We start from the raw sequence: 22,670 nt of genomic DNA, 5'->3' as shown, positions 1-22,670 counted from the left end.
CGCTGTGGGCGTGCGGCGGTCTACGCTGACAGCCAAGGTAGTTGTGGGAGGTCCAGGTGCTCCTGGTAGCGATCATCGGACTCGTGATGACCGCCGTGGCGGTGGCGCTGGCGGCCCGTCGCGCACTGTGGCTCTATCGGCTCGCCATGGCCGGCCAACCGGCGCCCGAGCGGGTGGCGTACGCCAGGGACAACGCGGGCGCCGAGCTGAAGGCCCAGCTCGTGGAGGTCTTCGGGCAGCGCAAGCTGCTCAAGTGGACGGCGTCCGGCACCGCGCACTTCTTCGTGATGTGGGCGTTCTTCATCCTGCTCACCGTCTACATCGAGGCGTACGGCGCGCTGATCCAGGGCGGGATCACCGGCACCCCCGACTTCCACATCCCGCTGATCGGCACCTGGGCGGTGCTCGGCTTCCTCCAGGACTTCATCGCCGCCGCCGCGCTGCTCGGCCTGGCCGCCTTCGCCGTCATCCGCGCGAAGAACTCCCCCAAGACGCTCGGCCGGGACTCCCGCTTCTCCGGCTCCCACCTCGGCGGCGCGTGGCTCGTGCTGATCATGATCTTCAACGTGATCTGGACGATGTTCCTGTACCGGGGCGCGGCCATCAACACCGGCGCCTTCCCCTACGAGGGCGGCGCGTTCGTCTCCGAGGCCACGGCGGCCCTGCTGCGCCCGCTCGGCGCGGGCGCCAACCAGACGCTGGAGCACGTCGGCCTGCTGCTGCACATCGGCGTCATGCTGGTCTTCCTGGTCATCGTGCTGAACTCCAAGCACCTGCACATCTTCACCGCCCCCCTGAACGTGCTGTTCTCCCGCCGCCCGGACGGCAACGGCGCCGCCCAGCCGATGCGCAGCGGCGGCAAGCTCCTCGACTTCGAGGAGGCCGACCCCGACACCGACGTGTTCGGCCGCGGCAAGATCGAGGACACCTCGTGGAAGGGCTTCCTGGACTTCTACACCTGCACCGAGTGCGGCCGGTGCCAGTCCCAGTGCCCCGCCTGGAACACCGACAAGCCGCTCTCCCCGAAGATGCTGATCCTCGACCAGCGCGACCACGCCTTCAAGATCGCCCCCTACCTGATGGCGAGCGAGGCCGAACGCGAGAACCTGCCCGAGGACGTACTCGCGCTGGCGGGCAAGCCGCTGGTGGGCGAGGACGGCGTGATCCACCCCGACGTACTGTGGTCCTGCACCAACTGCGGGGCCTGCGTGGAGCAGTGCCCGGTGGACATCGAGCACATCGACCACATCCTGGACATGCGGCGCTACCAGGTCATGATCGAGTCCAGCTTCCCCTCCGAGGCCGGGGTGATGCTGAAGAACCTGGAGAACAAGGGCAACCCGTGGGGCATGTCCGAGATGAAGCGCGCCGAGTGGATCGAGGAGCTGGACTTCGAGGTTCCGCTGGTCGAGGACAAGATGCCCGAGGACGCCGAGTACCTGTTCTGGGTCGGCTGCGCGGGCGCGCTGGAGGACCGCGCCAAGAAGACCACCAAGGCGGTCGCCGAACTGCTGCACATCGCGGGGGTGAAGTTCGCGGTGCTGGGGCCGATGGAGGCGTGCACCGGCGACCCGGCGCGGCGGCTGGGCATGGAGTTCCTGTTCTCGATGCTCGCCCAGCAGAACATCGAGACCCTGAACGACGCGGGCGTGAAGAAGATCGTCGCCACCTGCCCGCACTGTTTCAACACCCTCGCCAACGAGTACCCGCAGCTCGGCGGCACGTACGAGGTCGTCCACCACACCCAGTTGCTGGCTCACCTGGTGGAGGAGGGCAAGCTCACCCCGATCGCCCCGATCGACGAGAAGATCACCTACCACGACCCCTGCTTCCTCGGGCGGCACAACAAGGTCTACGCCCAGCCGCGCGACATCATGGCCAAGGTGCCGGGGGTGCGCACGCAGGAGATGCACCGGTGCAAGGACCGGGGGTTCTGCTGTGGGGCGGGGGGCGCGCGGATGTGGATGGAGGAGCGGATCGGCAAGCGCATCAACACCGAGCGGGTGGACGAGGCGCTGACCACCGATCCGGATCGGGTCTCGACGGCTTGCCCGTTCTGCCTGGTGATGCTGGGGGACGCGATCAGCGAGAAGAAGAACGCGGGCGAGGCCAAGGAGTCGCTGGAGGTCGTGGACGTGGCCCAACTCCTCATCCGCTCCATCAAGGGCGAACCCACCCCCACCCCGTAAGAGCTTCACAGGCCCGAAGGGCTTGGCCCTCGCTGCGCTCGGACGCCTTCCTGGTGTCGGGCTTCGCCCGACGTCGTGCTTCTCCCGCGCCGTGTGTCCTTGCCCAGGCCCTGTACGGCAGGCCCTCCTACCGCCGCCCCGCCGTACTCGCCTGAGCCCTGTGCCGGCGTTTCGCGTGCGTCGTGGCCCTCGCCGTACCCCCGCACCCGAGACGCCTTCCAAAGCTGGCGGCGCCGTCGTACGTGGCGCCTCTCCGGTATCGCCCCCTTCGGCGGGCCTGCGCGCTACCGCGCGCCCGAAGGGCTTGGCCCTCGCTGACGCTCGGACGCTTTCCCAGTGCCGGGCTTCGCCCGGCGTGAGGGCTTGCTGTGTGCCGTGCGCCGACGTTCCAGAGAAATTGCCCCTGGCCGACAGCCCACGGCCCGGGAAGCGCCCGAGGCCCTCGAACTCCTGGCCTGAGGGCATCAATGCGCACCAAGATCCCCCAGCACAATCGAACTATTGACCTCAAGTTAACTTGAGATCCTATCGTCCATGGTTATGAGCACAGCCAATATTGCAGACCAGGAGAGCCAGGCCGAAATCGAAGCGATCAAGCAGGTGGTGGCCAAGGTCGAGCACGTCCAGAACAACGAACTCCCAGACGAATTCATCGCCCTGTTCCGGGCTGACGCGATCTGGACGACAGGCCACGGCAAGCGCCTCTTCGGCCGTGATGCGATCTCGACCTTCACACACCAGGTACTTCCTGGAGGAATGCAGGGCGCGACGGTCACGTTCGAGATCGAACACGTGCTGTTCATCCGTCCCGACGTCGCAGCCGTGAAAGTGCGCCAGGTCTACCGGAACCTCGACGGGACGCAGGACGTGGGCACGCCAATGTTCGTCATGGCCAAAGAGGACGGGCAGTGGCGCCTGACCGCCTGCCAGAACACCATCGTCGCCGACACCGACTGATCGCATTCGATGGCGACACACCCCCAGCGGAAAACGCACGCCAAGACCCCGCCCAGCACGTCAGGTGGGGTCTTTTCGCGGGGCTGATGCACCTCTGGGCCGCCCATCGTCGCATTCGAGGGACTTTTAGTCGGCCCGACTTGGATCTTAGGCCCTACCATGGCACCATCGGCCAGAAGGGGCGTGTCGGGAATCAATCACTGCTAAGGGGTGCGGATGACTGGCAAGGCCCTCGATTATTTGACCATCATCGGTGCCGGAGCTCGGATCCGGACGTGCCCCCCCAGGGCGGGGCGCGGACGACCGGCGGCGGCGATGGGCATCAAGATCCAGCTACCCGGAAGTCATCATCTGCCTTGCATCACGAATATACTCGATCCAACTTCGCCCACTCGAATAAATAAAGGCCGGATGTAAAGCCGTAGACCGAGAGGAGTTATTCCCCTCTCGGCCATCTAGCTATCTACTATATATCGGACTTCAAATCCTGGCCGTCGGTCCGACTGCTAGACGTAGCGGAATGTCTGTTGTTTTGGCTGTATAAGTGGCCAGGGCAGGCCAGGCCAGGCCATCCAGGCCGGGCCATGCCTTACCGTTGTGCATGAGAGTGACCCATACGCGGGCCGTATGCCACCCATGCTCACCACCACCTGTGTAGTAGGCGTACTTCGCCGAGATACTGACCTCAACACAGACCAGGCTGCTCTGCGGAGGGAGTGCTGTGCGTCACGCTTTCGATACCGCGCTGCTGTCCATCATCGGCTATATCAATCGAGTAGTGTTCACAGTCTCCAGAGGCCGGTTGGTGTTCTATCGGATCCACGGCATGCCGGGCGCACGTCTCACCATCAAGGGACCGGACGCCCCGCTCGGGGAAATCGTGATGGTTTGCTACCTCCGGGATGGCAATGACTGCATTGTGCTCGCTGCTGAGAGCGAGACTCGACTTCCGATCGCCCTGCGCACAGCTACAGCCGCAGCACTCTTCGACCAGGAGGTTCCGGTCGATGTTGCCTTGCTTACTAAGGATGCGGAGCGTGGTCCGGTGCTCAAACGGGTCCTCGGCAAAGCTTCCATCTATGAACGGCATCAAGTGACGAAGTACCATCAAGTCCCCATAGCCCGACTGGCGCCGCATGACGTGCCGCCAGCGTCCAGGGGCTCAGGCACATTCGTCCAACTTTCCTGAACGCACTTCCTCTGGGCAGATCCTGTTCCAAGCATGGCGCTGTCGGCATCATTGTGATCACAAGCGCAGTAGTCGTGCCATGGGCCTCGCGTGGTTCACATCGCCCAATCGTGGCTGCCGTGGGCGGCATGAACGCCTGGGATGGCGTCCAGCTCGTCGCCCGTCAAGCACACCACCACCGGCAAGGCGCAGGGCTGGAGCGCCCGCTCCACGCAACTCCTGGTCATAACGTCGTTTGCGCCAGTTCCTCAAGCTGATCAACGACACTGTCGATCGGTGCACCGGCATCGATCTCGACAGTGCAGGTGGCCCTGAGCAACGGCTCCACGTCGGCCAGGTCGCACAGGATGGCCTCACGTTCCTCGGGCCGCTTACCGAAGGGGTTGTTCGTTCGCGACGCGATGCGCGCAAGCATGATCTCAGCGGGAGCGCTGAGCAGGACGATGTGGTCGAACTGCGGGTAGAACCGCCCCTGATTGGTCTTACAGCCGGCCACGAAGAGGGCACCCTCACGATGGCTGGCGAGCAGGTCGCCGATGGCCGGCTCCCGCCATACCCAATCAGGGGATCCGTCCGGCAGGATCACCCAGTGGCTCCACCGGTCGCTGTCCGTGTCGACGGCGCGATGGCCCCGGGCTGCCAGCATCTCCAACGCGGTGGACTTGCCAGTGCCCGACATCCCCGTGACCAAAATCTTCGCCATCAGCCGAAACTACCGCGCCGCCCTGACCACGGTCAGCTCACGATCTCCTGCAATCCGAATGGGCAGTGGGCCTGGATCACCGAACAGGCCGCCGCCGTGGCCGATTCGATTGCCGGACTGCTGGAAAAGAGAACGAGATGAACGATCCGCTCGCCGCAGTGTTGCGGCGTGGCCTCGCCGAGACGTTGGCCGGCGGGGACCACCTGCACGACCCTCGATGGCGGGCCGCGGTGGAAGGCGTCGAGCGGCACGCCTTTCTCGGAGATGCCGTGTTCCGCCGCAGGGACACCTCCGAGGGCAGCCTGTGGGAGCCGGTACGCCGATCCGATGTCGGCGCGGACGAGTGGCTTCGGATGGCGTATGCCAACGAGTTGTGGGTGACGCAGATTGACGGAGTGTCCGCCACCGATGCCCCTGGACCGATGACCGGCAGCCCCACAAGCTCCTCCTCGATGCCCGGCGTGGTGGTGCGGATGCTGGAGATCGCCGGGATCGGTGAGGGTGACTCCGTTCTGGAGATCGGCACGGGGACGGGCTACTCCACCGCGCTCATATGCCACCGGCTCGGCGAAGATGCCGTCACCTCGATCGAGTACGACCCCGCCGTGGCGGCCAGGGCGGCGGCAGCTCTGGCCGAGGCCGGATACGCTCCCACCCTCGTCCAGGGGGATGGCCTGCTCGGGTATGAGAAGAACGCCGAATACGACCGGGTGATCGCCACCTGCGCGGTGCGGTACATCCCCATGCACTGGATGTGGCAGGTCAAGGACGGCGGCACCATCACCGCGCCCGTCGCGGGCTGGATGCACAGCACCGTGCTGGCGCACCTCACCCTGGCCGACGACGGGACGGCATCTGGTCATTTCTCCCCTTACGGCATCGCCTTCATGCCGGCTCGCCAGCACCAGGCCCCTCTTCGGCCCTCTGCGCTGTACCTGCGCCACGGTGACGAGCGGGAGAGCCGGATCGACCCGCGTGCGCTGGAGGGCGCGACCGGGCGGTTCGTCGCCCAGCTCGCAGCGCCTTCGGCCGAGCTGATCGGCGGCGGTGAGCATGTCGTGTTGCTGGATGTGGCCACCGGTTCGCAGGCCAGGATCGGTCCGGCATCAGCAGGCGGATGGACGGTGTCGCAGCGCGGGCCGCTGCGCCTGTGGGATGCCGTCGAAGACGCCATCCTGATCTGGCAGGCGGCGGGCAGCCCGCCATGGTCGCGGTTCGGCATGACCGTCACCCGCGACGACCAGCACGTCTGGCTCGGCGCCCCAGACGGGCCGGCCTGGCGGTTGCCCACGGCGTAGCGCATGCCGCCCGGGAGCCGGGGTACGCCGTTCGGTCTCCTGAGCGGGGCTTCTGCTGTGCTGTGTGTTCTGGTCCAGGCTCTTGTACGGCGGGGCCCGCCTACCACCGCTTCGCCGTGCTCGGTTGCGTCCTGGTTTCCGGTGTTTCGCGTGTGCGGGGGCCGCTCGCCGTACCTAGCACCGGCTCCTCGGTCCAACGGTGGCTGCTAGCGTGACCGGCCATGCGTCCGTTTTCGACTGGGCACTCTCCGTCACTGGCGGAACTTCAGCGATATGTCGTCGCGATGGAACGCGCTCGCCACCTGGATGACAGCACCCTGATGGAACAGTGCCTGCACCTGGGCGAAGAGGCCGGCGAGGTGTGCAAGGCGGCGCGCAAACACGCCGGGTTGCTCATCGACCCGGCCGGTACGAGCCGGGATCTCGGTCATGAACTGGCCGATGCCCTCATTTTCGTGCTGGCGATCGCCAACAGGGCCGGCATCGATCTGGACGCCGCCGTGACCGATCGGCAGAGCGGCGCGCGCGTGTCCCTGACCACCTTGCAGGAAGCGGCCGGTCAGTCCAGGGGCCGGCTTGCTGACGCTTCTGGTCTCGTCGAACATGCGGTGAACCTCGTCGCCGCCGTTGGCGCGGTTTGTGCCAATGTGAGCACCCGCAAAGTAACCAAGCAGAGCGATGCCCTGGCCGCTGAGCTCGCCGAGGTCCTGCACGCCCTTGCGGTCATCGCCAACCACGCCCACATCGACTTGGACGACGCATTGTGGGCCAAAGAAGAGATCAACGAGCAGCGCACCTGGGCCCCTTGACGTGGGCGATGAACGCCCGCCAATCGTCTGGAGTGGGGCAGAGCATCGGGTCGGTGGGATTCCTTGCTGCCCCTACTCCGATGACTCCGGGGATGTTGTCGGCGACCTCGACGCAGTTGCCGCCGCCGCCGCTTGACCTACGGCTCTTTCTCCAGACGGCCATGGAAAGGCCGGTGCTGCTCACGTCTGCTGCATCCATTGGTCAGCGAAGCCCCCACCCTTCGCGGGGATGGGGGCCTGTCAGGGTGCTGGCTAGGGGGTTTTCCCGTTTTTGATGCCTGTGAGGAAGGTCCGCCATTCGTCTGGAGTGAAGCGGAGCGCCGGGCCGGTGGGATTCTTGCTGTCCCTTACTCCGATGACTCCGGGGATGTTGTCGGCGACCTCGACGCAGTTGCCGCCACCATCCGCAGAGTAGTTGCTCTTCTTCCACACGGCTGAGGAAAGGTCGGCGCTGCTCAGTTCTGTTGCATCCATTGGTCCCGCGCTTTCGTGATCAAATCTACGGTCTCATCGGGACGGAGAGCCTCGGTCCGTATCCTGTCATATCGGCGCCAGATCAGGTGCACCAGCTCTGGCTCTGTGGACACCTCGCCATGTCCGGCCGATTCTATGGAGACGGCAGTAGGCTGACCATCGGATTCCGCGATGATGAACCCACCGGCCAGACCGGCGTAGGTGCGCGCGCCTGATGGGACGACCTGCACTCTCACCCAAGGCCTCGCCATCACCTCCAGTACGTGATCGAGTTGTTCGATCATGATCTGTGGAGTGCCGACCTGGCGGTACAACACCCCCTCATCAAGGAACACCCAGAGCTCCGGCGGCTTCGCCCGCTCCAAGGCGCCCCTGCGATCCATCCGCGCACGTACCCGATCTTCGATTTCGTGAGCGGGTGACTCACCGCCCGCAATGAGGGCGCGGGCGTACGTCTCTGTCTGTAGCAGGCCCGGAATCACCAAGGGATCCCAGGTCCGGAGCACCTCGGCCTCGGGCTCGATCTCGTCTTTCCATCTGGCGAACCACAGCGGGCCTGTCGGGGCCTCGTTGATGAGGCGCCAGAGTCGAACAAAATACCCATCGAGCCCAAAAACCTCATCGCACCTCTCGGCGAACACCTTCTGTGGGTTTCGGGTACCTCGCTCGATATGACCGATTAGCGAATGCCCATACCCCAAGTGGGCCGCGAGGCTCCGCTGGGTCCAGCCCTTTTCTTCGCGACGGCGGCGCAGTTCGGCGCCGAAACGGGTCTTAGGGGAGTGCGGCTTCTTGGCCATGGGGGGCTCCATTTCCCTGGCGACCGACAGGCTGGTGACGGCATCAGACATCTGGTGACACGCTGAGCGGCCAACAATCACCAAATTGTCGCGCGGCTCGGCCGGACACGAACGCCTGACCTCGGGCACATTAGCAGCACTCGTTGGACGTTTTGAATGACGGATACAATCATGAAGCCTGCACGACACTCGTCGACAGATATGCGACAACCGATAAATGGGGCAATTCTCTGGGGCCGAGGGGTGGAGGCCGCCTAATGGCGCTGATGGTCCAGGTCTCCAGGCTCGGTACCGGAGGGTGGGTGCGTATATGGGACGACTGTGACGAAACCAGCCATGGCGTTCATATGTCGCGCAGAGCGTTCAGCAGGTGGCTCACGGCGGTAAAGGACGGCACTGCCGCACCGGAGCGGTACGAAGACCTGCTGAGGCTGCACATCGGTGACCTGATAGCCGGCCCACGCTCTCACATCGTCACCACAGGAGATTCCTGGAGCCGCTTTGTACTGGAGGCCAGGCGCGGAGCATACGACGAATTCCGAGCCCAGATGTGACCGATCGTTCTGGCGGCCTGAGCGCGACTTCGACCACCTGGGCGGCATGGCAGGCAAGGCGCTCAGGCGCGGGGCCCGGTTGGCGGGCCTCCTGCTTTCTCCGAAACAGAACTCATCGGGCGTAGTGGACACTAACCAGTTGGGCGGCTTTCAGCCGGGTACATTTAGCTGGTGGTGCATCCTCAGGAGAAGCGATGACACATCACGGGGGGCGCGCTCGCTACGATCTTCGATTCGCATCTCGCCCGCGCGCCTTGATAATTCAGCCGACCACTTTGTGCAACCTGGACTGCCAGTACTGCTACCTACCTCATCGCCGTCTCAGAAGCGAGATGCCGGTGGAGGTGTCCAGAGCTGTCGCCATATCAGTGGAAATGATGGCCGATATGGAACATCCCCTGGAGATCGTCTGGCATGGAGGAGAGCCGCTCGCCCTCGGAGCCCGGAAGTTCACGGCCTTGCTGGAGCCGTTCGAGGAGCTGCGCCGCGCCGGGCTTGTCAGCCACTGTGTCCAAACCAACGCTACCTTGATCAACGCCCAATGGTGTGACCTCGTCGTTGCCTACGGCATCCAGGTAGGCGTCAGCATCGACGGTCCCGCAGAGCTGAATTCCGACCGCGTGGACATCGCGCAGCGGTCGGCTTTCGGCCGGATCACCCGAGGCATCGCCCTTCTTCGGGAGCGCCGCATCCCCTTCTCGGTGATCTCGGTGGTGAGCCCGCAGGCCGTCAATAGACCAGAGGAGGTTCTCGACTTCCTGGCCTCCCTGGGAACCCGCTCTGTGGGGCTCAATATCGAGGAGCTTGAGGGAGTCAACACGACGAGGCCGTCTGTCACGAGGGGGCAGGCCGAAGAGTTCTGGTGCCGGACACTGATGTGGTCCCGTGAGCACGGGCATCCGATGCGGATTCGACAGGTCGAGCGTCTCGCGCACTACCTACGCCTGCTCCGCGAGGGCCGTGAGGCCCACTGGGACCAGCACCTCCTGGACCCGATCCCCACAGTTGCCTGGAATGGGGACGTGGTGCTGCTGAGTCCGGAACTGGCCGGCATCACCGACCCGGCTTACGACGACTTCCTGGCCGGCAACGTGCTGTGGCAGTCCATCCCTGCGATCCTGGAAGATGCCCATCGCCTTCGTTATGTTCAGGAGTTCCTGGACGGCCTGGACGGCTGCGAAACCACATGCGACCTCTTCTCCTGGTGTCGCGGTGCCCAGGCAGGCAACCGGTACTTCGAGCACGGGCGTTTCGACCGGACTGAGACCAACTACTGCCGTGTTTCCCGGCAAGCCCTGGTAACGGCACTGTCCGACATAGCTACTCGAGAGGAAAACGGGTGACGATCCTAGAGCGGCTCGCTGCTTCGCGGGCGCCGGTCATGATGGAGTTGACTTCCAGCGGTCCTTCTCCGATCGATGGATTCGACAATCAGCCTAGTTGGGACAACTGGAAGAAGAGCCCCGGACCCTTTGACAACCGCCCGAGCTGGGATAACTGGAACAAGAAGTAGGCTCAGGTCACCGGTGCCGTCGTGGGGTGCCATGACACCGGCCGCTGGAGCTACAATGGAGACAAAGCGATGGAATGCAGCACAATCCGAGGTGTGCAGGTTCTGCTTCCCGCCGTAGAGGAGGAATTTCTCACACCTACGAACTCGCTGGACGTGGGCAAAGAAGGAAAGCTGGTCGAGTTCGCCTATACAGGATCCGGCCTGCGTCAGCTTTCCCTGAACGACGTAGCCCTTTCGACCGGGCGCATTGCCGGCCTCCGGGCACAGCGTGTGGTTTTTCGCGGCCTGCGGTTGGCCTCGATTGAGTTCGTTGATTGCGAACTATCCGAGCTGCGCTGGAGTGATAGCAAGCTGTCTCGGGTGAGGTTCACCAACTGCAAGTTCCTCGGAGCCGTGTTCGACGATGTCACTCTAGACGACGTGCTGTTCGAACGATGCCGGCTGGACTATGCCACCTTCATCAGTCGTCCGACCTCGAAGCGCGGCCGGGCCGCAGGGAGTTTGATCTTCACAGAATGCTCCCTGCACGAGGCGACCTTCACCGGCGTGGACCTCGGCGGCACCCTGTTCGACGGCTGCGACCTGCGGCGTACCGAATTCGTCGGCGGCCATATGCGTGGGTGCGACCTGCGTGGCCAGGATCTGTCCGCCATCCGCGGTACCAGCTCCCTTAGCGGGGTCACCATCGAGCGCTCGCAGGTCCACCAACTCGGTGAGGCACTGGCGGCCGAGCTGGACGTCACCTACGGCGAGGATGCCTAGCGGTTCGATTGAACGGGGGAACAGCGTGGGCATTCGCTTGATCTCTGATTCCTTCGCCGACTTGATCGGACGATGTGAGATCGCCACGGTTCGCCAGACCAGCGGAAATGAGGATGAGGACTACGACGAAGGTGCAGTAGTCCCGGTGGACGACTGGCAGCCTTTGACAAGGGAGGAGGCCGATCGGTTTCGGGCGCGGGATGCGACGGAGTCCGGCCGCCTTGTCGAGCTGGTGCGATGCGAGTTGCCATTGTTCGGCCCAGGCGAGCACAGCCGGCGGGACGCGGCGGCGGGGCTCGACCCGCTCAACGGCCGCTGGCCGACCGAACTCCTCGGGTGCGTGCTGAGCCGTGGAGGTCTCACGACCACGACCAGAGACCACTCGATCGATCAGCGTATCGGGCTGCACGTGGACAACTTCGATCGGCGACCGCAGGCGACCCGGCACCGTTCCCGCCGTCGGCTGGGCGTCAACCTTGGTCCAGGACCAAGGTACCTACTCCTCGGCGATCGGGACATTCAAGAAATACGCCAGGAGCTGTATGGGGTGGCCGCAGGCGAGAACTGGCCGCACACCGATGACGTACGCCGCTATGTCGCGGAGGGACGGCCGCTACGCTGCCTGCGAATCCGGCTTGAGCAGGGAGATGGATATCTCGCACCGACCGAGTTGCTACCACATGACGGATCCACCTTGGGTACGGACGCGCCCTCTACAGCGGCCTTCTGGCTGGGTCTCGAACAGCCGGAACCTCCTCGCCCGTAGCCCCGCGCCGGTACGGCGGACGCAGATTTGATGGCGTCATCGCATTCAGCATCGATGTAAGGGAAGAACGTGACTTCGGACGCTGTCGTGCTTCGGCGGCAGCTCGCTGCGCGGGTCTTTGACGATGAGGAACTGCGTGGATCGAGCTGGCGGCCCGCTGTTGAAGCGGTCGCGCGGGAGGTGTTCGTGGGGGATGCCGTCTACCTCAAGGAGACCGGCGATGGGGGAACCGTCTGGAACCCGGTTCACAGGCAGAGAACGTCCGGCGAATCCTGGCTGCGGATGGTCTACCAGGACGAGACGTGGATCACCCAGGTCTCAGGGATCGCCGCCGTCGATGCCCCTGGAGGGGTGACCGGGCCGCCTACCTCGTCTTCCACCATGCCGAGTCTGGTGGTCAAGATGCTCGAAGTGGCCGGTATCGGCGACGGTGAGAAGGTGCTGGAGGTCGGTACTGGTACGGGGTACTCCACCGCGCTCATGTGTGAGCGGCTGGGTGAGGAGCTGATCACCAGCGTCGAATATGACCCACAGGTGGCGGCTCGCGCCCGCGCGGCGTTGGAAACGGCCGGGTATGCCCCCACCCTCGTTATCGGTGATGGTCTGGTGGGGTACGAGAAGAATGCCGAGTACGACCGGCTGATCGCCACCTGTTCGGTGCGGTACATCCCGTTTCTGTGGATGTGGCAGGTACGCGACGGTGGCACCATCACCGCGCCCCTGTCGGGATGGATGGGAGGCTCGGCACTGGCGCACCTCACCCTCGCCGATGACGGAACCGCCTCTGGCCACTTCGACTCCCACGATGTCGCGTTCATGGCCGCGCGTCCGCATCTTCCTCCGCCGAGGCCGACGGTGCTTCATCTCGGCCGGGGTGAGGAGCGCAGGTGCCGGATCGATCCCAACCTGCTCACCGGCTCGACCGGGAGGTTCGTGGCGCAGCTCGGCGCGCCGTCGGCGGATCTGATCAGCGACGGTGACGAGGTGCTTCTCCTGGATGTCGCCACCGGCTCTCAGGCCACCACCGAGCCGGCCGGGAACGGCTGGACGGTACGTCAGCACGGACCGTTGCGCCTGTGGGACGCCGTTGAAGAGGCTGTGGAAGTGTGGCTGAGCGCGGGTTCGCCGCATCAGTCGGGCTTCGGGCTGACGGTCGGTCGAACCGGGCAGCGGGTCTGGCTCGGGGACCTGGATGGCCCGAGTTGGTGGCTACCGGCCTGACGGGACAGGCGCGCTGCCGCTATAGGTGTACTAATGACCGGGAACAGGGCGCGGGGCGGCGATCGGGCCCGATCGCCGCCCCTGACATCGCCGGTGGGTCAGACGATTCTGATGGCGGTTATGCTGACGCCGTTCGGGTGGTTCGGGAAGTGGAATACCGTCCACTTGCCGATCGGATTATCGGGCTGCCACCTTCCGTCCCCGTACCACTGGACGCGGTTGTTGCCCGTCGAGATCTTATGCAACCACGCGCCGCCGCGGAGGCCGGCCGTACCGCCATTGGCGTAGCACCTGTTCTCATAGCCGCCGCCGTCGAAGTGGATCTCGATCTCCGTGAAGTCGCTGCGGCCGCAGTTGACCTGGTTGATCGCGAAGGCGGCCGGTGCGTTGACGATGAGTGCGGCAGCCGCGACGACGGACGTCAGTGTCGTCAGGATCGCCTGTTCGGCGATTCACTTCATGGAAATTAACCTTTCCGTAGGCCGGGGTTCAGGCAGCCGAAACATTTGCTTCCTCAACGAGCTCGTTGAATACCTCGGGAGCTGCGTTACCGCTTTCTCATTCCGTGCTTTGGCAGCGCTGTCGGCGATTTGCCGAACAGCTCGATCATCATCGCCTAAATGACCATCTGACAGCCCGATCGGTATCCATATTCTGCTCATTCACGGAAATGCCTCGACGGCCGGGCGGTGCCTGCCGGCGGGGTGCGCAGGGAGCGGTGCGTCGCCATCGTCCGGGCGGTGGCGTTCGTGGGCGGCCGGTTCGCCCGAGGCGCCGATCGGGTCGCCGTGGTGCGCGCGTGGTGCGCGTGGCGGGCCGGTGATCCGGTCGGCGGCGGTCGGCGGCGGTCGGCGGCGGTCGGCGCGGGGGAGGGTCCGGTTCTGTGTCCCTAACCGGCCAGGCTTTGGGCGAGGCTGGTTAAGTCTGGACAAAGCGACTTCTCCACATTACGGAAGAATCACGGTAACCTCACAGACGCGTGGCTCAATTCGAGGGGGAGGGCTGGCGGGTGCGCGTCGTGGTCACCGATGCCGAGGTCACCTTGGCCGATGTGCTCTCGCTGCGCCTCGCCGTGGATCGACCGCTCGGGCAGGGCGCGGAGCTGGTGTTACGCCGCCGGGGCAGTGGTGAGGAGCGGCGGGTGCCGCTGGGGGAGTGGGGGCCGGAGGTGCGGGACGCGGCGCTGGCCGTGTCGCTGGCCGCGTTGCGGCTCGAACCCGGCAGGTGGGACGCCTACCTCGGGCGGGGTGCGCAGCGGGTACGGCTCAAGAGCATCGATCCCGGCTTCTCCCTCGATCATCTCGACGCCTACGCGCTGGCCAGGCGGACCATCGCCTACCGGGCCTACCGCACCCTCAACGGCAATCTGGCGCTGAAGATCTCCGAGGCGCGGCCGGTGGCGGAGGTGCGGGCGGTGTGGTTCCGGGAGGGGCGGTTCGAGGTGACCGGGCTGCTGGCCTACACCGGTCTTTCCGACGACGACTCGCGCCACGAGGCCCGCCTCGCGCTGCACCAGGGCACGCCCGATGCGGTGCTCACCGCCGCGGCGACCGTGCAGGGCGTCCGGTTCCACGCCGCACTGTCGCTGTGCGACGTCGTCGAGGCGACCAGCGCCGCCACGGGCCAATGGGAGCCCTCCTTAGAGGTGGAAGGAGTGCCCGGCCCGCTGCGCCTCGGCGCGATGCTCGACGACGTGGACGGCAAACGCCGCCGCCTGCACTACCCGGCCGCCACCGTGGACGGCGTGCCCGTCCGGCCGGCCTTCACCGCCGACGACGAGCTGCGCCTGGAGGTCGGCGTTTGAGGATCTGCGTGGTGCTGCCCTCGGCGTACGGGATGCGCGGTGACGTGCGGTCCGTCGTCAACCTCGCGGCCGAGCTGGCCGAGCGCCACGAGGTGGAGATCCTCAGCGTCAAACGGCACCGGGAGAGGCCGTTCTTCCCGGTCGATCCGCGGGTGGAGCTGCGCTGGCTGATCGACGTACGGCCGGGCGTGCGCCACCTGCTCCCGCGCGGTGAGATGCGCGCCGAGGTCGCGCTGTGGCGCAGGTTGCGTGTGCTGCGCGCGGACGTACTGATCACCACCAGGCCGGCGCTCGGCGTACAGGCCGCCAGGCACGCCCCGCGCGAGGTGCTGAAGCTGGCCAGGGAGTGGGGCAGGCCGCCGAGCCCGGCTCCGATCAAACGGTTCTATCCGCGGCTGGACGGCGTGGTGACGGCCACCGAGACCGCCACCGAGGAGTGGACGCGGCTACTCGACGGAGGCCCGGACCCCACCCCCGCCGTACGGCTGGTGCCCGACGCGCTGCCCGCGGCCCCCTGGCCCCGTTCGCGGATGGACAACCGGATCGTGGCCGCGGGCGGGCGCTGGGTGCCGGTCAAGGGCTATGACCGGCTGCTGCGCGCGTTCGCCGTGGTGGCCGACAAGCGCCCCGACTGGCGGCTGCGCCTGTACGGCGGCGGCTCGGAGGAGAAGCGGCTGCGCGCCCTGGTCGCCACCCTGGGCCTGCACAACCACGTCTACTTCATGGGCACCACTCCCGACCTCACCGGGGAGTTCGCGAAGGCGTCCATCGTGGCGGTCACCTCGCAGGCCGAGGCGCTCGGCATGACGGTGATCGAGGCGCTGGGGTGCGGGGTGCCGGTGGTGGGGTTCGACGGGCCGCGTGGGCCGGGGCAGTTCGTCACGCCGGGCCGCAACGGGCTGCTGGTGCCGGAGGGCGAGGGCGACGTGGAGGCGTACGCGGCGGCGCTGCTCTCGCTGATCGACGACGAACGGCGCCGCCGGGCGCTCGGCGCGGGCGCGCTGGCGAGCGCCGCCGGGTACGCCGCTCCCGTGGTGGCGCAGCGGTGGGAGGAGCTGTTCGCCACCCTGCGGTGATACCGCTTACCGGTAGTTTGGTTACATGCATGGGTACAGCGCGGACAAGCAGGCGTATCTCACCCGGCTCCGGCGCATCGAGGGGCAGATCCGGGGCCTGCAGCGGATGGTCGAGGAAGACTCCTACTGCATCGATGTGCTCACCCAGGTCTCCGCGGCCACCCGCGCACTCCAGGCGGTCGCCCTGGGCCTGCTCGAAGACCACATCGGCCACTGTGTGGCGGACGCGATCAGCAACGGCGGCCCTGAGGCGTCGCAGAAGGTCAAGGAGGCGTCCGCGGCGATAGCCCGCCTCGTCAAGTCGTGAGCGACGGCCCGCCTCGTCAAGTCGCGAACGACGGTCCGCCTCGTCAAGTCGTGAGCCCAGGTCATGAAAACAGCTCACATCACAGCCCAGATCATGGGAAACGGGACTAGTCCGCCCTGCGGCACGAGGCTAGTCCGCACACCGCCCCGAAAAATACGTAGTCCCGGCCCTGGACAAGGCCGGGACTAGGCAGATGTGATGGTCTCAGTGACTCGTCAGTGGCTCGCCGGAGTCCGCAATCCGAGCGCGTTGTCGAGCTCTTCCAAGGTCAGCCGTCGCTCCGTGATGGCGACGGCGGTGAGCACCTCGGCGTAGAGCGCGATTTCGTCCAACGCGACACGGTCGTGGACCCGCAGGTCCATATCGTCGTGCCCCACCGCGTCGTCCTTCCTTCCGCAGCCCACACCCATCACGAGGTTACGACTGGGGGCCTTTCGGCGACATGGCCCATCGGGACCATTCCTTCCGGCTGGTCCCGATCCAGGTATGGATCATTTCCGGTTCAGAGATCACAATTCGATGAATCTTCGTGCCGGAGGGTATTGGGAGGGTATAGGGAAGGTAAGGCGGAAATTACCCCCTTATTGGTTTAAGCCGGATTCATTGGCGAAGATCAGGTGATGCGTGAGTCGGCGGGCCGTCGCCGCGGCCGTCGCGAACCCGCTCGCCGGGGACTCCACGCCGGCCAGGTCGCACCAGGCGAGGCCCGTGGCGTAGGCGGTGCCGAGCAGGGCCGCCGCGCTGCCGATGTCCGGCGGGTGCAGCGAGGGCGGCAGCTCGCCGTCGTCCGGCCACTGCTCGCGCAGCGTGTGCCGGGGGTCGGCGAGCACGGTGTGGACGACGTGCCGCATCTCCGGGTCCAGCCACGGGTAGACCTTGGCGGCCGACTTGGGGGACAGCGCGGCGAGGTCGGCGGCCAGCAGCGCCGCCGCGGTGACCCGCGGATCGTGCCGCCGCTTGGCGATGTAGCCGAGTGCCTGCACGAGGTCGTACATCGAGTGCCTGAAGTATTCGCCGGGCGAGGTCTCGCCGACCACCGCGCGGGTCAGCAGCGGGGGGCAGCGGTCCAGCCACGCCTGACGTACGGCCTCGTCGCCCTGGTGGGCGGCGGCGTGGTCGAGGTCGCGGCGGCGCAGCGCGGGCTGGAGCATGGCGAGCAGCGCCGCGGCGCGCGGCCGGAAGCGGTCGTCGGCGAGCACGGCGTCGGCGGTGTTGGCCATCACCGCCGCGAGGCGCAGCCCTGCCTTGGGCTCCCCGGCCCTGATCCGCTCGGCGTACAGGCCGGCCAGGTCGAGCAGGGAGACCCGGCTCACCCACCGGACGAACTCATCGCCCGGCAGCGCGCGCCCCAGGAACTCGCCGAACATCGACAGCAGCACCTCGTTGCCGTCGAACGCCGGGGCGTAGGCCGTCCACATCAGCGTGCCCCACACCGCGGCGACGGTGCTGGCGACGTCACCGGCGAAGAGGCGGCTGAGCGGTTCGGTGGTCAGCGGGAAGTCCTCGTGCCTGGCCCTGCGGGACAGGACCAGCACACGGATCTTCTCCACGATGTCGGTGGGCACGTCGGGGCCGATGAAGCCCTGAGTGGAACCCTCCTCGTAGGAGAAGTCGGGCCCGAGCGGCACCAGGTCCGCGGCCAGCGGGGAGGTGTGCCGCACCACGTGGGCCGAGGAGCGCAGCGCCTGGTCCAGCGGGGGCGCGGACAGGTGCCAGCGCCCATCGACGGGGTCTTGGCGGTACCACCGCGCGTGCGTGCCGAACAGCCATCTCCCGCCGTCCGCGGTGACCAGCATGCGCGCGGCGACGGCCTGTGCCTTGGCCTGCGCCGGCAACCCCGGCCAGCGCGGATCGTCGACCATGGCGCGCACGTCGCCCTCGATGGTCGAGAATCCATCCCACTGTCGCACGGCGGCCATGTTAGACGCCTCGCGGGGCGTCGATCATACGCGCCGCGCGGCGCGGTGCAGCTCGGCCTTGGCCATGTACCCCTCGGGCGTCTTGGCGAACGAAGCCCGGTCGGCGTCGGTCAGCTCGCGGATCACCTTGGCCGGTGTCCCGGCCACCAGCACACCGGCCGGTACGGTACGGCCCGGCGGGACCACCGCCCCGGCCGCGACCAGCGTACCCGCGCCCACCCGGGCCCCGCCGAGCACGATCGCGCCGATCCCGATCAGCGCGCCCGTCTCCACGTACGCCCCGTGGACCATGGCCCGGTGCCCGAGGCTCACCCGCGGCTCCAGCACGGCGGGCTCCCCAGGATCGGAGTGCAGACAGCAAAGGTCCTGGATGTTGCACTCCTCCGCCACCTCGATTCGCTCGTCGTCACCGCGCAGCACCGAGCCGTACCAGACGTTGGCCGCACGGCCGAGCCGCACCCTGCCGACCACGACAGCTCCCGGAGCGACATACGCTTCTGGGTGGATGTCAGGAGTCGCGTCGGGGGGGAGGGCCGCGATGAAGGGGAGATCATTCATGGATTCATGGTAGTAAGTCGATATTTCCGCAGCAGGTGGAGCGTTCGGGTTGCGGACTCGGCCCGCAGGCAGGAAAGTCGTTTCCTGACGCCCTGGCCGTCCAGCCCGCCGTACCATCGGCCTGAGCCGTCGTCCTTCCTCATCTCGTAGACCCCCAGGGCAATGCCATGACAAACCAGCACGAAAGCATTCCGGACCTGATGCAGGACGACTCCTTCGAGGTCGTCATGCGCGGCTACAGCCGCCGCCAGGTCCACGACTACATGGTCCGTACGCGGAACCAGATCCGCGATCTGGAGGAGCGGCTGGCGCGGGCGATCGAGCAGGCGGAGCAGGGCCGCATCGAGCTGGCGGAGGCCCGCAGGCGGATGGTCGAGGGGCCGCAGAGCTACGAAGACCTCAGCCCCCGGCTCGCGCAGATCCTCAAGCTGGGCGAGGAGGAGGCCGCCGCCAAGAAGCAGGACGCCGAGGCCGAGGCGGCAAGGGTGCGCGAGGAGGCCGCCACCGAGTCCGAGCGGCTGGTCGTCACCGCGCGCGAGCAGTCCGAGAGCATCCTCTCGGCGGCGCAGGCCGAGGCCGAGCGCCGGGTCGGCGAGGCCACCGCCTCCTCCGAGCAGATGCTCGCCCAGTCGCAGGCACAGGCCGAGGAGGCCGTGTCCACCGCCAGGGCGGAGGCCGACCAGACCGTGCGCGCCGCGCAGGCCGAGGCCGAGCGCCTGCTCACCTCGGCCAGGCAGGAGTCGGAGCAGACCATCGGTTCGGCCCGCGCCGAGGCCGAGGGCACGCTCAACTCCGCCAGGGCCGAGGCGGAGGCCACCCTCGAAGCCGCCCGCGCCGACGCCCACGCCGCGCTGGCCGCGGCCCAGCACCGCGCCGCCACGCTCGACGAGCAGACCGGGCGCAGGGTCGCCTACCTGACCGACACCCACGGCGAGGTGGTGCGCAGGCTCACCGAGATCGGCGCGGTGCTCGGCGACCTACTGCACCAGGAGAACGCGGCCGGGCCGCTGGTGAACGAGGCCCAGGTACTCCCGCCTTCGCCGATCCCGCAGTTCCCCGCACCTGAGATCGCGCCTGAGATCGCGCTGGAGGCCGTCCCCGAGATCACGTCTGAGGTCACGCCCGAGGTCACCCCCGACATGACCCAGGACGTCCGCAAGCTCGCCGAGCCCCAGGACGCGCTGGAGCCCGCCCCTGGCTTCGAGGCCGAGGTCGTCCGCGTGGTCGTGGACGACGACGATGAGGAGGCCCTGCGCCCGGCGGGCGAGGTGGAGCGGGACGACGACGCGGAGACCGGCCGCCCCGGAGCGCCGGAGCCCGGTGCGCACGATGTCGTCGAGGCCGACGGGATACCTGACGACGCGTACGCCCGTTCCCGGCACGACCGCGGCTGACCGGCGGCCGTCGTCCCGCTCAGGGTGCGCGGGCGATGGTGCAGTGGGTGGTGTGGGCTCGCCGCGCACTTTCGGATGGTGCTGATACTGCGTGGATACCGCGTGGTCCGGGCCGCGGCTTCGTCGGCGCGGCCGGACCGGAGCGGAAACCCCCGCCCCCGATAGGGTCCAGAGGCTTCCGCGCTTGTGGTGCCCGGCGCCGGAGCCGCGTGACGCAGACTCCGGCACCGGGCGGCATGGACCCCGTGGAGCGCCCCCCTCGATCCGGTGCGTTCCACGGGGCTGGCTAGGGGTCCGGCCCCAGGGAGTCGGCTCGCTCTCGCTGGTCGATGAGCTGTTCGCGCAGGTCCTCAGGGGTGTCGGCGTCGATGGTCATGGCGAGGCCGGCCTCGCGCTCCGGCAGGGAGAGCGGGTGGTGGCGGGTGGCCCACCACCGGCCCGCGTCGCTGCGCCAGATGGTCCAGTCGGGGTACTCCCGGGCGATTTCTGCGAGATGCCGGTCCAAGGACATCTGTCCACCCTTTCCCCAGGGCCCGGTTTGCGACCTTGCACTTACGAAGGTGCGCCACATCTCTAGAGAAATCAATGATCGTAGGGGTCAGGTCAACGTAGCCGCTTGACGTTTTGCCTTGACTTAGGCGTCGAAGTCGTACTGAAGTACATAAGACGCGGCGTCTAAGGTCATCACGTTGACCTCCACCGCGGTCCCTCCCGCCGTGTAGGCGGTGCGGCGGACGACCACCACCGGCGTGCCCGCGGGCAGTTCCAGCGCGGTCACCTCCTCCGGCTGTGGCATCCGCGCCTGGACCTCCTCGGTGAAGTGCGCGGGGGCCTGGCCGAGGTCGCCGAGCCTGGCGTAGACGCCGCCGGGGCCGGTGTCGGGGAGGGTGATGGGCGTGCCCTCCACCAGGTCGGCGGGGAAGTAGGAGGTCGCGAGCTGTACCGGCCGCTCGTCCACCGAGTAGCGCCGCCTGCGCACCCAGACCTCCGAGGCGGCCAGGATCGCGGCCACGTCGTCGGGCGCGGGCTCCCTGGCGACGCGCAGCCCGTCGACCGTGTACGGCCGGCCGCGCGTGTCGGAGTCCCAGATGGCCTGTCCCCGGCCCCACTGGTCGCGCGCCAGCCGGCGGGAGCCGTGCCGCCTGATCGGCTTGAACCGGCGCACATAGACCCCGGACCCGCGCTTGGGCACGGCCAGACCCTCGTTGATGAGCACGGAGAGCGCCTGCCTGGCGGTCGCACGGGCGATGCCGTACTCCGCCATCAGCGCGTTCTCGCCCGGCAACCGGTCCCCGTCCCGCAGTTCACCGGACAAGATCGCGGCGCGGAGCCCGTCGGCGATGCGCCGATAGATCGGGGGCTCGTTGGACACCGGGGATTCCGACACGTTTGATCACCCTCTGTCACCAACTGCTTTGGCGTCTCCAGAGAACTTGCCCCGTCTTGTCCACGATCGCACAGATACGCAGGTTGGTCCCGAGTTGATTTTGAGTGAATCGTGCCTATGTGGTGATCTGCGGGGGTTTTCTCGGTCCGTAACCGTGGAACGGTCCTGGCCGGTAATGATCGTGCCCATCACCGGCGGGTGGCAATCGCGTAAAGAGAGACACCACGGGCGCCTGAGCTGACCTGCGGGAATGAAATGTCAGGTTACAGGAAGGTGGCGAGAAAGGAAGGTCGTGGCGGCGTCCCAGGCGAGCGGCGCGTGCTCCGGGTCGTGGAAGCGCGGGGCGAGATGGTTGTGGAAGGCGTGCCCGGCCTTCTCGTAGACGCGTATTTCGACTCCGGGCCGCCCGGTGGCCGCCTCCTCGACCCTGGCCACCTTGTCCCTGGGGATGTACGGGTCCGAGCCGCCGAACACGCACAGCAGCGGCGCCCGCACCGATTCCATCAGATCCGTGGCGTCGGGAATGGCCGACCCGTAGAACGCCACCACGGCGTCGGGCAGGCCCCGCGCGCCGAGCATGTAGCCGATCGACCCGCCCAGGCAGATCCCGAACGTCCCGGTACGCCCGGCGACCTCCGGCAGGCCGCGCAGGTGCGCGAGGGCGGCGGCGCTGTCGTCCACGCCGCGCTCGAAGTCGAAGCGGGAGGCCAGGTCGAGCGAGGCCGCCAGGCCCGCGTCGTCGTGGGCGCCCTCCCAGTGCTCGTGCAGCCGCCAGAACAACTCGGGCGCGCCCACCACGTAGCCGAGCGCGGCGAGGTCCTCGCCGACCTTCCTGATGTAGGGACCGACCCCCCAGACCTCCTGGATCAGCAGAATCCCCGGCCCGCGTCCGGACGCCGGCAGCCACACCGGCATGTCGAAGGCCCCGTCGGATACCGTCACCTGTTCCGTACGTGTCGTCACGATCACCCAGGATGTCACGCGGCACGT

Annotated in this window: 25 protein-coding genes; 15 read left to right on the top strand and 10 right to left on the bottom strand. The window is 67.1% G+C overall.

Going from position 1 to position 22,670, the window contains the following annotated elements; genetic code table 11:
• The first annotated feature begins 56 nt into the window (after nucleotides 1-56).
• The 3 genes from ACH34R_RS17670 to ACH34R_RS17660 all read left to right on the top strand — a co-directional run bounded on the left by ACH34R_RS17670 (nucleotide 57) and on the right by ACH34R_RS17660 (nucleotide 4,335).
• Complete coding sequence (locus ACH34R_RS17670) at nucleotides 57-2,189, top strand: (Fe-S)-binding protein (protein WP_397562520.1); 2,133 nt, start codon at nucleotides 57-59, stop codon at nucleotides 2,187-2,189.
• Between the two features lie 540 nt (nucleotides 2,190-2,729).
• Entirely contained in the window at nucleotides 2,730-3,146 is a 417-nt protein-coding gene (locus ACH34R_RS17665; RefSeq protein WP_397562519.1) for an SgcJ/EcaC family oxidoreductase, read from the top strand.
• Nucleotides 3,147-3,867: 721 nt separating this feature from the next.
• Entirely contained in the window at nucleotides 3,868-4,335 is a 468-nt protein-coding gene (locus ACH34R_RS17660; protein WP_397562518.1) for a hypothetical protein, read from the top strand.
• 223 nt (nucleotides 4,336-4,558) lie between these two features.
• On the opposite strand, the gene ACH34R_RS17655 is transcribed toward ACH34R_RS17660, so the two are convergent.
• Entirely contained in the window at nucleotides 4,559-5,038 is a 480-nt protein-coding gene (locus ACH34R_RS17655; RefSeq protein WP_397562517.1) for an AAA family ATPase, read from the bottom strand.
• A 137-nt stretch (nucleotides 5,039-5,175) separates the two neighbouring features.
• On the opposite strand from ACH34R_RS17655, the gene tgmC (ACH34R_RS17650) reads away from it, so the two are divergent.
• Complete coding sequence (gene tgmC / locus ACH34R_RS17650; protein WP_397562516.1) at nucleotides 5,176-6,336, top strand: ATP-grasp peptide maturase system methyltransferase; 1,161 nt, start codon at nucleotides 5,176-5,178, stop codon at nucleotides 6,334-6,336.
• A gap of 221 nt (nucleotides 6,337-6,557) precedes the next feature.
• Nucleotides 6,558-7,145 (top strand): hypothetical protein, encoded by a 588-nt coding sequence (locus ACH34R_RS17645; protein ID WP_397562515.1) that lies wholly within the window; start codon nucleotides 6,558-6,560, stop codon nucleotides 7,143-7,145.
• Here ACH34R_RS17645 and ACH34R_RS17640 read toward each other — a convergent pair.
• The 3 genes from ACH34R_RS17640 to ACH34R_RS17630 all read right to left on the bottom strand — a co-directional run bounded on the left by ACH34R_RS17640 (nucleotide 7,117) and on the right by ACH34R_RS17630 (nucleotide 8,470).
• Nucleotides 7,117-7,308 carry a DUF397 domain-containing protein gene (locus ACH34R_RS17640; protein WP_397562917.1) on the bottom strand — a complete coding sequence of 64 codons (192 nt, stop codon included), beginning with the start codon at nucleotides 7,306-7,308 and terminating at the stop codon, nucleotides 7,117-7,119. The genes ACH34R_RS17645 and ACH34R_RS17640 overlap by 29 nt on opposite strands.
• 89 nt (nucleotides 7,309-7,397) lie before the next feature.
• Nucleotides 7,398-7,619 (bottom strand): DUF397 domain-containing protein, encoded by a 222-nt coding sequence (locus tag ACH34R_RS17635; RefSeq protein WP_397562514.1) that lies wholly within the window; start codon nucleotides 7,617-7,619, stop codon nucleotides 7,398-7,400.
• Nucleotides 7,601-8,470 carry a Scr1 family TA system antitoxin-like transcriptional regulator gene (locus ACH34R_RS17630; RefSeq protein WP_397562513.1) on the bottom strand — a complete coding sequence of 290 codons (870 nt, stop codon included), beginning with the start codon at nucleotides 8,468-8,470 and terminating at the stop codon, nucleotides 7,601-7,603. The genes ACH34R_RS17635 and ACH34R_RS17630 overlap by 19 nt, the downstream gene beginning before the upstream one ends.
• 697 nt (nucleotides 8,471-9,167) lie before the next feature.
• Here ACH34R_RS17630 and amcB point away from each other — a divergent pair.
• The 9 genes from amcB (at nucleotide 9,168) to ACH34R_RS17585 (ending at nucleotide 16,422) form a co-directional block, all read left to right on the top strand.
• Entirely contained in the window at nucleotides 9,168-10,316 is a 1,149-nt protein-coding gene (gene amcB / locus ACH34R_RS17625) for a cyclophane-forming radical SAM peptide maturase AmcB (protein WP_397562512.1), read from the top strand.
• Nucleotides 10,313-10,486 carry a multiple cyclophane-containing RiPP AmcA gene (gene amcA / locus ACH34R_RS17620; RefSeq protein ID WP_397562511.1) on the top strand — a complete coding sequence of 58 codons (174 nt, stop codon included), beginning with the start codon at nucleotides 10,313-10,315 and terminating at the stop codon, nucleotides 10,484-10,486. Before amcB ends, amcA begins: the two co-directional genes overlap by 4 nt.
• A 93-nt stretch (nucleotides 10,487-10,579) precedes the next feature.
• On the top strand, nucleotides 10,580-11,248 hold the full coding sequence (locus ACH34R_RS17615) for a pentapeptide repeat-containing protein (protein WP_397562510.1): 669 nt from the start codon (nucleotides 10,580-10,582) through the stop codon (nucleotides 11,246-11,248).
• Between the two features lie 25 nt (nucleotides 11,249-11,273).
• The gene (locus tag ACH34R_RS17610) at nucleotides 11,274-12,014 is read left to right on the top strand and encodes a hypothetical protein (protein ID WP_397562509.1); all 741 of its coding nucleotides are present in this window, start codon (nucleotides 11,274-11,276) and stop codon (nucleotides 12,012-12,014) included.
• Between the two features lie 69 nt (nucleotides 12,015-12,083).
• Entirely contained in the window at nucleotides 12,084-13,235 is a 1,152-nt protein-coding gene (gene tgmC / locus ACH34R_RS17605) for an ATP-grasp peptide maturase system methyltransferase (RefSeq protein WP_397562508.1), read from the top strand.
• Between the two features lie 333 nt (nucleotides 13,236-13,568).
• Complete coding sequence (locus tag ACH34R_RS17600; protein ID WP_397562507.1) at nucleotides 13,569-13,859, top strand: hypothetical protein; 291 nt, start codon at nucleotides 13,569-13,571, stop codon at nucleotides 13,857-13,859.
• Nucleotides 13,860-14,214: 355 nt separating this feature from the next.
• Complete coding sequence (locus tag ACH34R_RS17595) at nucleotides 14,215-15,039, top strand: hypothetical protein (protein ID WP_397562506.1); 825 nt, start codon at nucleotides 14,215-14,217, stop codon at nucleotides 15,037-15,039.
• Nucleotides 15,036-16,115: a glycosyltransferase gene (locus tag ACH34R_RS17590; RefSeq protein ID WP_397562505.1), complete on the top strand. Its 1,080-nt coding sequence runs from the start codon at nucleotides 15,036-15,038 to the stop codon at nucleotides 16,113-16,115. Before ACH34R_RS17595 ends, ACH34R_RS17590 begins: the two co-directional genes overlap by 4 nt.
• Before the next feature lie 25 nt (nucleotides 16,116-16,140).
• On the top strand, nucleotides 16,141-16,422 hold the full coding sequence (locus ACH34R_RS17585) for a metal-sensitive transcriptional regulator (RefSeq protein WP_111170783.1): 282 nt from the start codon (nucleotides 16,141-16,143) through the stop codon (nucleotides 16,420-16,422).
• 215 nt (nucleotides 16,423-16,637) lie between these two features.
• Here ACH34R_RS17585 and ACH34R_RS17580 read toward each other — a convergent pair whose 3' ends face one another.
• The 3 genes from ACH34R_RS17580 to ACH34R_RS17570 all read right to left on the bottom strand — a co-directional run bounded on the left by ACH34R_RS17580 (nucleotide 16,638) and on the right by ACH34R_RS17570 (nucleotide 18,899).
• Nucleotides 16,638-16,799, bottom strand: coding sequence for a hypothetical protein (locus ACH34R_RS17580; RefSeq protein ID WP_397562504.1), 162 nt, complete (start codon nucleotides 16,797-16,799; stop codon nucleotides 16,638-16,640).
• A 204-nt stretch (nucleotides 16,800-17,003) separates the two neighbouring features.
• Nucleotides 17,004-18,341, bottom strand: coding sequence for a hypothetical protein (locus ACH34R_RS17575; protein WP_397562503.1), 1,338 nt, complete (start codon nucleotides 18,339-18,341; stop codon nucleotides 17,004-17,006).
• A gap of 24 nt (nucleotides 18,342-18,365) precedes the next feature.
• Nucleotides 18,366-18,899: a gamma carbonic anhydrase family protein gene (locus ACH34R_RS17570; protein ID WP_397562502.1), complete on the bottom strand. Its 534-nt coding sequence runs from the start codon at nucleotides 18,897-18,899 to the stop codon at nucleotides 18,366-18,368.
• A 167-nt stretch (nucleotides 18,900-19,066) separates the two neighbouring features.
• Between ACH34R_RS17570 and ACH34R_RS17565 the strand changes: the two genes are divergently transcribed.
• Nucleotides 19,067-20,293, top strand: coding sequence for a hypothetical protein (locus ACH34R_RS17565; RefSeq protein WP_397562501.1), 1,227 nt, complete (start codon nucleotides 19,067-19,069; stop codon nucleotides 20,291-20,293).
• Between the two features lie 286 nt (nucleotides 20,294-20,579).
• Here the strand turns inward: ACH34R_RS17565 and ACH34R_RS17560 are convergent, their stop codons facing one another.
• The 3 genes from ACH34R_RS17560 to ACH34R_RS17550 all read right to left on the bottom strand — a co-directional run bounded on the left by ACH34R_RS17560 (nucleotide 20,580) and on the right by ACH34R_RS17550 (nucleotide 22,643).
• A complete protein-coding gene (locus tag ACH34R_RS17560) occupies nucleotides 20,580-20,804 on the bottom strand; it encodes a hypothetical protein (protein ID WP_397562500.1) in 225 nt (74 codons plus the stop codon).
• A 123-nt stretch (nucleotides 20,805-20,927) separates the two neighbouring features.
• Nucleotides 20,928-21,680 carry a GntR family transcriptional regulator gene (locus ACH34R_RS17555; RefSeq protein ID WP_397562499.1) on the bottom strand — a complete coding sequence of 251 codons (753 nt, stop codon included), beginning with the start codon at nucleotides 21,678-21,680 and terminating at the stop codon, nucleotides 20,928-20,930.
• A 258-nt stretch (nucleotides 21,681-21,938) separates the two neighbouring features.
• The gene (locus ACH34R_RS17550) at nucleotides 21,939-22,643 is read right to left on the bottom strand and encodes a dienelactone hydrolase family protein (protein WP_397562498.1); all 705 of its coding nucleotides are present in this window, start codon (nucleotides 22,641-22,643) and stop codon (nucleotides 21,939-21,941) included.
• Between the last annotated feature and the right edge of the window lie 27 nt (nucleotides 22,644-22,670).

This window comes from Spongiactinospora sp. 9N601 (assembly GCF_044326295.1).
Classification (GTDB): domain Bacteria; phylum Actinomycetota; class Actinomycetes; order Streptosporangiales; family Streptosporangiaceae; genus Spongiactinospora; species Spongiactinospora gelatinilytica.
The sequence above is the reverse complement of the archived record's forward strand: the minus strand, read 5'-3'. Positions and strand labels throughout refer to the sequence as shown.

Coding starts and splice junctions, on each gene's coding strand:
- ACH34R_RS17565 (WP_397562501.1), top strand. CDS start 19,067: ATGACAAACCAGCACGAAAGCATTCCGGACCTGATGCAGGACGACTCC.
- ACH34R_RS17635 (WP_397562514.1), bottom strand. CDS start 7,619: ATGGATGCAACAGAACTGAGCAGCGCCGACCTTTCCTCAGCCGTGTGG.
- ACH34R_RS17585 (WP_111170783.1), top strand. CDS start 16,141: ATGCATGGGTACAGCGCGGACAAGCAGGCGTATCTCACCCGGCTCCGG.
- tgmC (WP_397562516.1), top strand. CDS start 5,176: ATGAACGATCCGCTCGCCGCAGTGTTGCGGCGTGGCCTCGCCGAGACG.
- ACH34R_RS17655 (WP_397562517.1), bottom strand. CDS start 5,038: ATGGCGAAGATTTTGGTCACGGGGATGTCGGGCACTGGCAAGTCCACC.
- ACH34R_RS17645 (WP_397562515.1), top strand. CDS start 6,558: ATGCGTCCGTTTTCGACTGGGCACTCTCCGTCACTGGCGGAACTTCAG.
- ACH34R_RS17575 (WP_397562503.1), bottom strand. CDS start 18,341: ATGGCCGCCGTGCGACAGTGGGATGGATTCTCGACCATCGAGGGCGAC.
- ACH34R_RS17630 (WP_397562513.1), bottom strand. CDS start 8,470: ATGTCTGATGCCGTCACCAGCCTGTCGGTCGCCAGGGAAATGGAGCCC.
- ACH34R_RS17640 (WP_397562917.1), bottom strand. CDS start 7,308: ATGGCCGTCTGGAGAAAGAGCCGTAGGTCAAGCGGCGGCGGCGGCAAC.
- ACH34R_RS17665 (WP_397562519.1), top strand. CDS start 2,730: ATGAGCACAGCCAATATTGCAGACCAGGAGAGCCAGGCCGAAATCGAA.
- amcB (WP_397562512.1), top strand. CDS start 9,168: ATGACACATCACGGGGGGCGCGCTCGCTACGATCTTCGATTCGCATCT.
- ACH34R_RS17560 (WP_397562500.1), bottom strand. CDS start 20,804: ATGTCCTTGGACCGGCATCTCGCAGAAATCGCCCGGGAGTACCCCGAC.
- ACH34R_RS17570 (WP_397562502.1), bottom strand. CDS start 18,899: ATGAATGATCTCCCCTTCATCGCGGCCCTCCCCCCCGACGCGACTCCT.